General features: G+C 28.8%; 10 protein-coding genes. All 10 read right to left on the bottom strand.

Features of this window, described 5'->3' with window-relative positions; all coding sequences use genetic code 11:
• Positions 1–35: 35 nt before the first annotated feature.
• On the bottom strand, positions 36–2,858 hold the full coding sequence (gene uvrA / locus BM027_RS14085; RefSeq protein ID WP_090093161.1) for an excinuclease ABC subunit UvrA: 2,823 nt from the start codon (positions 2,856–2,858) through the stop codon (positions 36–38).
• Positions 2,859–2,929: 71 nt separating this feature from the next.
• Positions 2,930–4,903: an excinuclease ABC subunit UvrB gene (uvrB, locus tag BM027_RS14080; protein WP_090093158.1), complete on the bottom strand. Its 1,974-nt coding sequence runs from the start codon at positions 4,901–4,903 to the stop codon at positions 2,930–2,932.
• Between the two features lie 357 nt (positions 4,904–5,260).
• Positions 5,261–6,589, bottom strand: a complete 1,329-nt coding sequence (locus BM027_RS14075; protein ID WP_090093155.1) for a signal protein PDZ — start codon at positions 6,587–6,589, stop codon at positions 5,261–5,263.
• 2 nt (positions 6,590–6,591) lie between these two features.
• Positions 6,592–7,872, bottom strand: coding sequence for a S41 family peptidase (locus BM027_RS14070; RefSeq protein ID WP_090093152.1), 1,281 nt, complete (start codon positions 7,870–7,872; stop codon positions 6,592–6,594).
• 60 nt (positions 7,873–7,932) lie between these two features.
• Positions 7,933–8,823, bottom strand: coding sequence for a permease-like cell division protein FtsX (gene ftsX / locus BM027_RS14065; protein ID WP_090093150.1), 891 nt, complete (start codon positions 8,821–8,823; stop codon positions 7,933–7,935).
• Positions 8,813–9,499, bottom strand: coding sequence for a cell division ATP-binding protein FtsE (gene ftsE, locus BM027_RS14060; protein WP_090093147.1), 687 nt, complete (start codon positions 9,497–9,499; stop codon positions 8,813–8,815). Before ftsE ends, ftsX begins: the two co-directional genes overlap by 11 nt.
• A 341-nt stretch (positions 9,500–9,840) precedes the next feature.
• The gene (locus BM027_RS14055) at positions 9,841–10,683 is read right to left on the bottom strand and encodes a YitT family protein (protein ID WP_090093144.1); all 843 of its coding nucleotides are present in this window, start codon (positions 10,681–10,683) and stop codon (positions 9,841–9,843) included.
• A 453-nt stretch (positions 10,684–11,136) separates the two neighbouring features.
• Positions 11,137–12,081: a transketolase family protein gene (locus BM027_RS14050; protein ID WP_090093141.1), complete on the bottom strand. Its 945-nt coding sequence runs from the start codon at positions 12,079–12,081 to the stop codon at positions 11,137–11,139.
• Positions 12,081–12,905 carry a transketolase gene (locus tag BM027_RS14045; protein ID WP_090093138.1) on the bottom strand — a complete coding sequence of 275 codons (825 nt, stop codon included), beginning with the start codon at positions 12,903–12,905 and terminating at the stop codon, positions 12,081–12,083. Before BM027_RS14045 ends, BM027_RS14050 begins: the two co-directional genes overlap by 1 nt.
• Positions 12,906–13,562: 657 nt before the next feature.
• The gene (locus BM027_RS14040) at positions 13,563–14,396 is read right to left on the bottom strand and encodes an HAD-IIA family hydrolase (RefSeq protein WP_090093136.1); all 834 of its coding nucleotides are present in this window, start codon (positions 14,394–14,396) and stop codon (positions 13,563–13,565) included.

Here is a 14,396-nt window from a genome sequence, read left to right as displayed (position 1 = left end):
GCATATTCAAAAAGATAACAAGTCAGTATGCCTTATTATAATAAATTCTTTAAGTATTGACCTGTATAAGATTCATCAACTTTACAAATTTCTTCAGGAGTTCCTGTTTTAATAATAGTTCCTCCTTTATCTCCACCTTCTGGTCCTAAATCTATTAAATAATCTGCACATTTTATCATATCTAAATTATGTTCAATTACAACTACAGTGTTACCGGCATCAACTAACCTTTGTAATATTTGAATAAGCCTATTAACATCATCCACATGAAGTCCTGTTGTAGGTTCATCTAAAATATATAAAGTTTTTCCTGTGCTTCTTTTGGAAAGTTCAGTAGCTAATTTTATTCTTTGCGCTTCTCCTCCAGATAATTGAGTAGAAGGTTGACCTAATCTGATATATCCTAATCCTACATCATTTAATGTTGTTAACTTATTTTTAATTCTTGGTATATTTTCAAAAAATGTTAATGCTTCTTCTACGGTCATATTTAAGATGTTATCTATATTCTTTCCTTTGTATTTAACTTCTAGTGTTTCTCTATTATATCTTTTTCCTTTGCACACTTCACATGGTACATAGACATCAGATAAAAATTGCATTTCTATTTTTATTATTCCATCTCCAGAACAAGCTTCACATCTTCCACCTTTAACATTAAAGCTGAATCTTCCTTGTTTATATCCTCTCATTTTAGCCTCAGAAGTTTGAGAAAATAATTCTCTTATTATGTCAAATGTTCCTGTATAAGTAGCTGGATTAGAACGTGGTGTCCTACCTATTGGACTTTGATCAATATCAATTATCTTATCTATATTTTCATACCCTTTTATCTCTTTGTATTTTCCCACAGGATTTTTACTTTTATTTATTATCTTATTTAACCCCTTATAAATTATCTCATTTACTAATGTACTTTTTCCAGAGCCTGATACCCCTGTAACTATTGTTAATGTTTCTAGTGGAACTGATATATTAATGTTTTTTAAATTATTCTCTTTTGCTCCTAAAACAGTTATTTGTTTTCCATTACCTTTTCTTCTTTCTTTAGGTTTTTCAACAAACTTCTTTCCTGTTAAATATTGACCTGTAATTGACTCCTCGCAAGCTTTAATATCTTCAAGTGAACCAATTGCTACAACTTCTCCACCATGTTCTCCTGCTCTAGGTCCAATGTCAACAATACAATCAGCTTCTTTAATCGTATCTTCATCATGTTCCACTACAATAACTGTATTTCCTACATCTCTTAAATTTTTTAATGTTTTTATCAATCTATCATTATCCCTTTGATGAAGTCCTATACTAGGTTCATCTAAAATATATAAAACTCCCATTAATGAAGATCCTATTTGAGTTGCCAACCTAATTCTTTGAGATTCTCCACCAGACAAAGTTCCTGAATTTCTTGATAGATTTAAATAATTTAATCCTACATCAAGCAAAAATTGTAATCTATTTCTAATTTCTTTTATAATTTGTTCACTAATTATTTTATTCTTTTCTGAAAATTCTATGCCATTTAAAAATTCTAATTCTTCATTTATTGGCATTGTAGCAAATTCATATATGTTTTTGCTTCCAACTTTAACAGCTAAAGCTTCTTTTCTCAATCTTGCTCCCTTACATTTAGGACAGAAATTATCACTCATGTACTGTTCTACTTCACCTTTTATGTAATCAGAATTGGTTTCTTTATATCTTCTTTTTAATGCATTTATTTCTCCTTCAAAAGCATAATTATAAGTTGCTTTTACACCTTCTTTTGTATATGTTACCTTAAGCTTCTTACCATTAGTACCATACAATATTAAATCCAATTCTTCTTTAGTTAAATCTTTTATTGGAGTATTTAAATTTAAACCATATTCTTTTTCTATTGCTTTTAGAATTGCATATGTCCATGATTCTTCTTTTAATCTTCCAGCACCCCAACTAGCTACTGCACCCTCCATAATGCTTAAATCATTATTAGGAACAACTAGTTTCTCATCAATCTCAAATAATTTACCTAGTCCATCACAATAATCACATTTACCAAATGGTGAATTAAATGAAAACAACCTAGGTGCAAGTTCGTCTAAGCTTATTCCACAATCCGGGCAAGAAAAATTTTGACTGAATAACGTATCCTCTCCCCCGATAATGTTGGCTATTATCAAACCTTCACTAAGCTTTAATCCTGCTTCTATTGAATCCGTAAGTCTTCCTTCAATATCTTCTTTTATAATAATTCTATCTATAACAGCCTCTATATTATGCTTTTGAGTTTTTTCTAACTTAACCTCTTCTTCCGTTAAATCATAAATTTCTCCATCAATTCTAGCTCTAATAAAGCCATTCTTTTTTATATTTTCTAATATCTTTTCATGAGTTCCTTTTCTTCCTCGAACTACAGGTGCTAATATTTGAATTTTAGTTTTATCCCCATAAGCAATTATTTTATCCACTATTTGATCCACAGACTGTTGAGCAATTTTCTTACCACATTTAGGACAATGAGGTATTCCAACCCTAGCATATAATAATCTTAAATAATCATATATTTCTGTTATAGTTCCAACTGTTGACCTTGGGTTTTTGCTTGTTGTCTTTTGATCAATTGATATTGCAGGTGACAATCCTTCTATGTACTCTACATCAGGCTTATCCATTTGTCCTAAAAACTGTCTTGCATAAGAAGATAATGATTCTACATATCTCCTTTGTCCTTCTGCATATAAAGTATCAAAAGCTAAAGAAGATTTTCCAGATCCTGACAATCCAGTAAATACAATTAATTTATCTCTAGGTATTTCTAAACTTATATTCTTTAAATTATTAACTTTTGCACCCTTAATTATTATTTTGTCATTCATAATACCCCTCTTTTCTAAATGCTTACTTTTATTTAGTCATATTCAAAAACATAATAAGTCATTATGCCTTATTACTTTTTAAGTTTTAAATTTTCTATAATATCTCTTAATTCTGCAGCTCTCTCAAATTGTAGATTCTTTGCTGCTAACATCATTTCTTCTGTATAATCCTTTATTAGTTTATCTTTTTCTTTCTTAGTAATCTTTTTATTTTTTCCAATTTTATATTCTTCTACTTCTTCTGCCACCTTAGTCGCTTGAATAACATCTCTTATTGCTTTAGTTATAGTTGTTGGAGTTATACCATGTTCTTCGTTATACTGCATTTGTATGTTTCTTCTTCTTTCAGTCTCACTTATTGCTTTATTCATTGACTTAGTAATATTATCTGCATACATTATAACTTTACTCTCTGAATTTCTTGCGGCTCTTCCTATTGTTTGAATTAATGATGTTTCTGACCTTAAAAATCCTTCTTTATCCGCATCTAAAATTGCAACTAAAGCAACTTCTGGTATATCCAAACCTTCTCTTAAAAGATTTATTCCAACTAAAACATCATACTCTCCTAGTCTTAAATCTCTAATAATATTCATTCTTTCAATTGTATCAATGTCTGAATGCATGTATGTAGCTTTAATGCCTAATTCAAGTAAATACTTAGTTAAATCCTCTGACATTCTCTTTGTTAAAGTTGTTATTAATACTCTAAATCCTTTTTCTGAAGTTTTTTTAATCTGTTCATATAAATCATCTATTTGCCCTTTAACAGGCTTAATTATAATTTCAGGATCTAAAAGTCCTGTTGGTCTTATAACCTGTTCAGCAATTTCTTTTGAATTATCTATTTCATAAGCAGCTGGTGTTGCGCTTACAAAAACAACTTGCTTAATTTTCTTCTCGAACTCTTCGAATTTTAAAGGCCTATTATCATAAGCACATGGAAGTCTAAAACCATAATCTACTAAAGTATTTTTCCTTGATCTATCACCAGCATACATTGCTCTAACTTGTGGTAATGTAACATGGCTTTCATCTATGAACATCAATAAATCTTCTGGAAAATAATCTAATAAGGTTTTAGGCGGAGTTCCTGGATCTCTTCCATCTAATATTCTTGAATAATTTTCTATTCCACTACAATATCCCATTTCCTTTATCATTTCTATATCAAAATTAGTTCTTTGTCTAAGCCTTTGTGCTTCTAAAAGCTTATCTTGAGAATTAAGTTCTCTTAATCTATCTTCTAACTCATCTTCTATTTGCACCATAGATTTTTCTACTGTTTCTCTTGATGTTGCAAAGTGAGATGCAGGAAATATAGAAACATGATTTCTTTCTGCAAGTATAGTTCCAGTTAATACATCAAACTCCCTTATTCTATCAATTTCATCTCCAAAAAACTCGATTCTAATTCCCTTACTTGATGTTGAAGATGGAATAATATCTAATAAATCTCCCCTTACTCTAAAAGTTCCTCTAGAAAAATCTATATCATTTCTCTCATATTGAATCTCTATAAGCCTTTTAATAATTTCATCTCGTTCTTTTTCCATACCTTTTCTTAAGCTTATTGTTAATTTTCTATATTCATCTGGATTACCAAGCCCATATATACAGGAGACAGATGCCACAATAATTACATCTCTTCTCTCAAAAAGAGCTGAAGTAGCTGAATGCCTTAATTTATCTATTTCATCATTTATAGAAGCATCTTTCTCAATAAACGTATCTGTTTGAGGTACATATGCTTCAGGTTGATAATAATCATAATAAGATACAAAATATTCAACTATATTATCAGGAAAAAACTCCTTAAATTCTGAACATAATTGAGCAGCTAATGTTTTATTATGAGCTAAAATTATTGTAGGCCTTTGAAGCTTTTCTATTATATTTGCCATAGTAAATGTTTTTCCTGAACCAGTTACTCCTAGTAATGTTTGAGCTCTATTATTCTTTTCTATAGATTTGACCAATTTATTAATTGCTTCTGGTTGATCTCCCGTAGGTTTAAATTCTGAATGTATTTTAAATTCTCCCATATATAACACCTCAATATCTTTTACGAACAAGTATTCGTATATACTGTATTTATATTTTACTTTTCATTATAAATTAAGTCAATAATACATTAAAAATAAAATAGTAAGACAAAAACTCATATTGTATTTTATGTAAAGTAAAGAATTATATTTATTTGTTGTTTATGATAATTTTAAAACAAAGCGTAATTTTAAAATAGCACCTTAAACTAAAAAAGATAGAATGTAAAATTCTATCCCTTTTTATAGTAAGGCACATTCAAAAAAATAATAGACCAGTATGCATGTCTATTTTGCGTCATACTGGTCTATTATTTTCTTTCATGTGCCTAAAATATTTTTGTCTCAAAATATATTCTATAAGTTCTTTTTATTATGATTTGTTTCATTGGTTTCTTCTTCATCTGAACTTTTCAACTTATTTAGTACCTCAGAAAATTTATTATCTTTAATCATAACCTTATCTTTTTCTTCAACCATTCTAGGTACTAAAATCATTCCCAATCTCTTCCCTTTATTAGTTTTTACTTTTAATTCCTTTATTATTCCTGTTGAATCTTCAATTTTCAAATTTGCATTATACAAACTCTCTTTTAAAATCACATACATCTCAGCTTCTGAGTTAATAATTTTATCATTTATTGAAATAACTTTATTTCCTGCTCTTAATCCTAAATCATATGCTATTGATTTAGGAACCACTTCTAATATTACTAATCCATCTTCATCACTAACGAATTTCGGTTGCAATTTATCTTCCTTATCTCTTTGAATTTTAATCATCATTTCATGGCCAAATGGTGCAAATGCTATTACTAATACTTCTGCAAAAATACCAAACTTAGCTATTTGAGAAATTAAAGTTAAAATAATTCCATAACACAAAATATATTTTCCTGAAGATAAAGCTTTTTCTCTTTTTCCTTTAGTAAACGTAACTGTCGAATATCCTATTACTGCATAAAGTGGCATTATAGATATTGATGCTAACGCTAAGATATTGATTCCTGATGAACCTTTAATAAAAGGCCATCCGTTAGGAGTTTGTATAGATGTAGTTATGTAATTAATTGCTTCATTATTCGTTAATACCGATATTAATATAGCTACTGATAAAACCCAATATCTATTAAGTGCAAATCCACCTAATATTTTTCCACCTTTATTGGTAAAAACGGGAATAGCTCCTCTATCCCCATCTATCATAACTAAAATTCCTTCAACAATATGTAATACACCTATAAATGTCATAAGATATAGTATATCTATATTAAAAATCATATTTTCTTTTATTTCTGGTATAAAACCACTTAATAAAGTAGTACAGATACTTATAGCTCCCAATATAGCTCCTGAATAAGAAAAACATATAAATCTTGGTTTTACAAACATTAGTATTATTGAAATACCAAATAAATATATTATTCCTGAATTTTGACCAAACATTATTCCTAAACTACTAAGTATTACACTTACTATAGTACCTGCCAAAATACCTAAAACTATTTGTGATAATGTAAGTTCTAGGGTTGAGTTAACACTTTCCCCTAGAATCATTCTTTGCATCATTACTAATTTTCTATTTTTCACATATAGAATTATACCTAAAAGAATTAATGTAAACATTAAAGCTGGCTCAACTATCGCACCTGATACAGCTCTTAACGTATATAATAGTAACTCCATTATTAATCCCCCTGGTTCATCTCTTCTTTTATGATTTCTAAAGCCTTATTAAACTGCGGATCTTTATCTTTACTATACACTTCTTGAGTTAATTCTTTTGGTATTTTTACTTCATAATCTGGTAATATTCCTTTTTTATGAATATTTTCTCCGTTTGGTGTATAGTATTTTGAAATAGTTACTTTAAGTCCTCCTATACCATTATTAAATTTAATTGGTTGTTGAACTATTCCTTTTCCAAATGTAGTAGTACCTACAATAGTTGCTACTTTATAATCCCTTAATGCTCCTGTAACAACTTCTGAAGCACTAGCACTTCCTCCATCTACAAGTAATACTAACGGAAGTCCTTGCGCAATACCTCCAATTGATGGTGACTCAGCTTTATTATCATATTTATCTATAGTATAAGTTATTGTCTTTCCTTCTGGTATAAATTGAGATGCCACTCCAACTGCTTCTGAAAGTAACCCTCCTGGATTTCCTCTTAAATCTAAAATTAGTTTCTTCATTCCAGAATTCTTTAATTCATTAATTTTGTTTTGAAAATCCTTTGTAACATTTTCATCCATAAAAGAAGTTAATTGAATATATCCAATTGAAGAATCTATCATTTCTCCTTTTACAGATTGAACCTTTATTACATCTCTCATAATACTAACATCAAAAGGAGAACCTCCATTTCGTACAATACTTAATTTAACTTCTGCCTTTTCTTTTCCACTAATCATTGATATTGCTTTGTCAAGCTCATCTCCACCCAATTCAACATCATTAACCTTTTGAATGACATCACCTGCTTGTAATCCCGCTGCTACTGCTGGTGATCCTTCAATTGGAGAAATGATTGTTATTTTATCATCCTTCACTCCTACTTGAACTCCTATGCCCATAAAACTTCCAGTAGTTTGTTCCATAAACTTATCGAATTCATCCTTATTCATAAAAACAGTATATGGATCTTTTAATGAAGAAGTCATTCCTTTTATTGCACCCTCTAATAAAACATTATCATCAATTTCCCCATCAAATTTAGATATTAACGTATCTCTAACTTGAAACAAAGCTGTATACTTATCTATATCCTTAATTTGTTTTAACTCATCAGAAATTTTTGCTGATGTATTTATTAGTAATATTCCCTTAGTAGCTAAATAATTTCCTATGAATAAAAATCCACTACTAGTAATTAGGAATGTAACAATTATTGCAATTATTAAAAAAGACTTACTTATCTTAAATGGCTGATTACTTTTTAATTTACCTTTTCTAAAATATTTCACTTATAAAGACTTCCTTTCATAAACTCTGTTATAAGTTATTTTTATTCTTATTAACAGAAATTATACTACTAAGAATTTTCTTAATGCAGATGCACTAGCAACTCCTCCGACTAAAATTCCACCTACTATAAACTCCCACAACATCACTTGCAAAATATATGTTGGAGGTACAAGTGTTACAAACATCATCATTGAAGCAATCCAACCAAAAACTCCTTTATAAGCAAAGAATAATGCAATACATGATAACGTTGAACCTAACACACCTATTACCATACCTTCTATAATAAATGGCCATCTAATAAACCAATCTGTAGCTCCTACAAACTTCATTATTCCTACTTCTCTTCTTCTTGAATAAACCGTTATCTTTGTTGTGTTCATTATTAAGAAAACAGAAACTCCAACTAATACTACAAATAATGCAATACCTACCATATTTACACCTTTAACAAACTTTACAATACCATCAACTATTTTTTGTTGCTCGTCTATTTTTTGAACTCCATTAAAACCATCTAATGCTGAGCTTACATTACTTGCATATCCTGGATTTTCTAATTTAACAGTAAAAGAAGCTGGGAATGGATTATGTTCTAATGTATATCCTTTTAATAATCCTTCATTTTCATTTGTTGTCGCTTGTACAGCTTTATATGCATCTTCTTTTGATTGATAAGTTACTTCTTTAACTCCTTCAACTTCTCTTAACTTTATTTCAACTTCTCTTTGATCAATAAGTTTTATATCATCTTGAAGGAACACCTTAAGGTCTACCTTATCTTGTACACTACTAATTGCTTGATTAATATTATTTGCAAGTAATATAAATACACCTAGAACAAAAAAAGTTATAAGTACTGTAAGTATTGAAGCAAAGCTAATAGTTCTATTTCTTTTTAAACTTTTAAAAGCATCTTTTATAAAATATGTAATTGTATTAATTTTCATCTTCGTACCTACCTCTCTTTTCGTCTCTTATTATTTCTCCTCTATCTATAGCTATAACTCTCTTCTTCATGTAGTCAACAATTTCTTTTGCATGAGTTGCCATTAAAACAGTAGTCCCAGATTTATTTATATCATCTAGCAATCCCATTATTTCTCTTGCTGTTTCTGGATCTAAGTTACCTGTAGGTTCATCAGCAATTAAAACTGATGGGTTGTTTACTAATGCCCTTGCTAAAGAAACTCTTTGTTGTTCTCCACCTGACAATTCATTAGGAAACATTTTGTATTTATGAGATAAACCAACTAGAGATAGTACCATCGGAACTCTTCTTCTAATATCTCTTTGAGATGCTTCTACTACTCTCATGGCAAAAGCAACATTTTCATAAACATTTAAATTTGATATTAATCTAAAGTCTTGAAATACCATTCCTATTTTTCTTCTATAGTAAGGAATTTGCTTTCTAGTGACTGTTGATAGTTCTTTTCCTCCAATTACCAGTTTCCCGTTTGTAGGTTCTATCTCTTTTAGAATCATCTTGATAAAAGTAGATTTACCTGATCCACTTGGCCCTACTAAAAAAACAAATTCTCCCGTTTCTATTTCAACATTAATATCACTTAAGGCTTTTACATTATTATCATAAATTTTAGATATACTTTTAAATTCAATCATAATTAACTCTCCTTTATTTTTAAGTAAAATTATACAAATTGTTTGTAAAACTTACAAAAACATTATATCATAAGAAGAGTTTTTAATGTTATACAAATTTATTAATTGTATAAACTTAGCCATATAAAAGAAAATAACAAGTCAAAGATGTAATGTATATTTTGCGTAAGGCAAGTAGGTATGTTTGCCTAATAGCTTATCTATTAGGCGAACATGCCAACGTAGTATAACATAAAGTGACACTTTTTCAGGTGGAATTTTATATTCCAGATGAATTTAGTTGAACTTATCTTAAGACAAAGTAGACTAACATACTTACTTGTTATTTTTTGAAATATGCCTTATTCAATGTCTTTAAAGCCTTCTCCTAAAACTTCATGTACTTCTCCAACTGTTATGAAGGCCTTAGGATCTATAGACTTTATAAACTTCTTCAATTTTATAAATTGACCTCTACCTAAAACAGCATATAAAACAGGAGTGTTATTTCCACTAAATCCTCCAACACCGCTTAAAAAAGTACAACCTCTTTCCAATACTTCCATTATATACTTACTAATTTCATAATTCTTATCACTGATAATGATTACCTGTTTACATATATTAAATCCTTCTATAAATCTATCTATAACTATTCCAAGAATTATTACACTTAGCATTGAATAGAAACCTATATCCACCCCAAATACTAAAGCAGCTATAAATGTAATAATAAAATCAACTATTAATAATGATTTACCTATATCAATATGAAAAAACTTATTTAAAATTTTAGCTAGTATATCAGTTCCCCCTGTAGAAGAATTTTCATTGAAAACTAAAGCCATACCAAAGGCTGAAATTAAAGTTCCAAAAATAGTTGCTATTATTAAATCATTGGTTATAGCTACTGGATTTAATGCCTTCTCTATAAACCATATAATTACTGATAACCCTAAACTAGCATAAATAGTTTTAACACCAAAATTACCATCTATAAATATAAAAGCAACAATAAGTAACAACGCATTTAATATAAATGTTATTGCTCCTATTGAAAAACTAGGAAAAAATGCATTTATAATAATAGCTATTCCCATTGCTCCTCCAGCTGCTAGATTATTAGGTGCAAAAAAATACTCTACTGATAATGCTACTAAAATTATTCCTAGAGTTATTACCCCATATTCTTTTATGTTTTTCATTTTAGCATATCCCCCTCCATAATTAATGAACTAGTCACCTCCAAATAAAGAATATAATCTTATATTTCCACATTTATTTTTTTCTTATTCAAAGTAAAGCACATTAAAATAAATAACAAGTAAGTCAGCTAGTCTATTTTGCACCATAAGGAAGCTCGACTCATATACACTCACTTAGTAAGTGATTCACACAAAATATACGTCGCATCTTTGACTTGTTATTTTCTTTTATGTGCCTAATTCACAATCCTATCTCTATTTTGCCATTTATTTCTTTATTCTGTCAATAAATTTAATATAATAATTTATTTATTTATATATAAATTCCACTGTCCATGAGCTTTATATTACAATATCAACATTCACTTAAAAAATAGCCAATAATATAGACAAAAAAAGATAGCAGCATAATGTATAAATGCTGCTATCTTAGTCATCTTAAAAAATTCTTAATTATTTTTTTAATGATAAAGCCTTTTTTGCTTTCTCTACTATACTTTCAGTTGTTAGTCCATAAGCTTTTAATAATTGATCTGGCTTACCACTTTCTCCAAAAGTATCTTGAATACCAACTTTTAATACTGGAATTGGATTTTCTTCTGTTACTATTTCAGCAACTGCTGATCCTAGTCCACCAATTATACTATGTTCTTCTGCTGTAACTATTGCACCAGTTTCTTTTGCTGCCTTAACTATTAATTCCTTATCAATAGGCTTTATAGTATGAATATTTATTACTCTTGCATTTATTCCTTCTTTAGCTAATAATTCTTTAGCTTCTAAAGCTAATTCTACCATTATCCCTGTAGCTATAATTGTTAAATCATTACCTTGTGCTAAAGTTATCCCCTTACCTATTTCAAACTTATAAGTATTTTCATCGTTTATAACACTAACAGCAAGTCTTCCTAATCTTACATAACAAGGTCCATTATATTCTGCTACTGCTAAAATTGCTGCTTCTGTTTCTACTGCATCTGCTGGATTGATTACTGTCATATTAGGGATACTTCTCATTAATGAAATATCTTCAACAGATTGATGAGATGCTCCATCTTCACCTACTGTTAATCCTGCATGAGTTGCACAAACCTTAACATTTAATTTTGGATAACAAAGTGAATTTCTAATTTGTTCAAAAGCTCTTCCTGCTGCAAACATTGCAAAAGTACTAACATATGGGATTTTACCACAAGTTGAAAGTCCTGCTGCAACCCCCATCATATTTGCTTCTGCTATTCCCATGTTAATAAATCTTTCTGGTGCAACAGCTTTAAAATCTGCTGTTTTAGTTGATTTTGATAAATCTGCATCTAATACTACAACATTTTTATTTATGTTTGAAAGTTTTACTAATGCCTTACCATAAGCTTCTCTAGTTGCTATTTTATTACCCATTAGTTCTCCCCTCCAATTTCCTTTAATGCTTGCTCACATTGTTCTTTGCTAGGTGCTGTTCCATGCCAACTAGCTTGGTTTTCCATAAATGAAACACCCTTACCTTTTACTGTATTACATACAATAACTGTAGGTTTTCCCTTTGTATTTTTTGCTTTTTCAATTGCACCTAAAATTTGATCATAATCATGACCATCTATTATTATAGTATTCCATCCAAAAGCTTCAAACTTCTTATCAATTGGCGCTGGATTCATTACATCTTCTATGTTTCCATCTATTTGTAATCCATTATAATCTACAAATGCTGTTAAATTATCTAATTTATAATGAGCTGCTGACATTGAAGCTTCCCAAACTTGGCCTTCTTCAAGTTCACCATCACCTAATATAGTATATACTCTATAATCCTTATTATCTAATTTACCTGCTAATGCCATTCCAACTGCTGCTGAAATTCCTTGACCTAATGAACCTGTTGACATATCAATGCCTGGTAGATCATTCATGTTAGGATGTCCTTGTAATCTTGATCCTATTTTTCTTAAAGTAGATAATTCTTCTACCTCAAAATATCCTTTTCTTGCTAATGCACTATATAATACTGGCGCAGCATGTCCCTTTGATAATACAAATCTATCCCTATTAGGATCTTTAGGATTTTTAGGATCTATGTTCAATTCATTAAAAAATAATGTTGTTACTATATCTGCTGCTGATAATGAACCACCTGGATGACCTGATGCTGATTCAGTAAGCATAGATACTATGTCTTTTCTTATAAGCTTTGATATTTCTTGAAGCTTTTCTTTGTTATTATTCATACTACAATCCTCCTATGATTAGTTTACTTAGGCACATGAAAGAAAATAATAGACCAAAACTGTGCCTTATATAGAACATATTTTTCTTTCCATAATTATTTTTATTCTATCATAAGCTTTGTTATTTGTATACTTATACAATTCCATAAACTACTATTTTATATGTATAAAAATTCTTCCAATGAATTTGGATGAAAATCTTGCAAAGCTTTGTTCTATCTATATTTTTAGCTTTATAAAATACTCTATGATGATTTATTTTAAAAAACAACTTAAAAATTATAAGAATGACAAAATAAATCATAAATAGATTTTAATTGTTGTTGTTCAAGGTTAAAAATTTATTTATATAATTATGTTAACAACTAAAAAATATAAAAAATTCATTTAATATATAATTTATTAAATTATTTGTATGGTTTAAATAAAACTTTTATTACTTTGATGTAATATGTTGATTAATAGATTTTTCAGATAAATTAAAAGATTATTATTCTACTACATAGTATACCTATTAATATGAAAACTAAACACTATGTAAAATAAAAAACTCTGTTTAGTCATATGAAATTATGCCATGAGTTTTATAGCTCATGGCATATACTTGAAAATATTTACTTAATTATTTTAGAAGAGTGTTAATACAATAGATTTAAATTAACTTATTTTTTTTAATAGGTTTCCTACATCTCTTAATGAGTCAAAGATTAATGTTGGTTGTATTTGTGATTCCTTTAAATCTTCTATTTTAGTTTCTCCTGATAAAACTAAAATTGTAACTAAATCATTGCCTTTTCCCATAGCAATATCTGTATATAACCTATCTCCTACAAAAGCAATTTCTTCTTCTTTAAATCCCATATCATTAAGTATGTACTTCAATGTGTATGGAGATGGTTTACCAAAGAATACTGGAGTTACTCCTGTAGAGGCTGTAATCATTGAACATATAGCTCCACAATCTGGCATAAATCCATTTTCTATTGGACAATTGAAATCAGGATTTACTCCTAAAAAGCTAGCACCATTTCTAATAAAGTCACAAGCCTTTGTAACATTATCATAAGCTAATGATGTATCAAATCCGACTATAACTACGTCAGCATCATCCTCTACTACATTTATACCTGAATCTATAAAATCATTCTTTAAGTATTCATTACCTAAAACAAACACTTTTTTATTAGGTAATTCCTTATTTATATGATCTATTATTACTTCATTAGATATCATCATCATACTGTCATTTACCTCATAACCCATATTGGTTATTTTATTGACATAAAATTTAGCATTTTTTGAAGAGTTATTTGTGAAGAATTTAAACTTTATATCGTTTTTTTCTAGTATCTTCAAAAATTCTATAGATCCATCTAAAATTTTATTACCTAGGTAAACTGTTCCATCTAAATCTAGGATAAAGCATTTTACTTTTTTCAATAATGTCTTTGCTTTATCTTCATATTCTAGCTCTTTACATTTGTTTAGCAT

Source organism: Clostridium uliginosum, from assembly GCF_900112485.1.
GTDB lineage: Bacteria > Bacillota > Clostridia > Clostridiales > Clostridiaceae > Clostridium > Clostridium uliginosum.
This window is presented reverse-complemented; position numbering and strand designations above follow the sequence as displayed.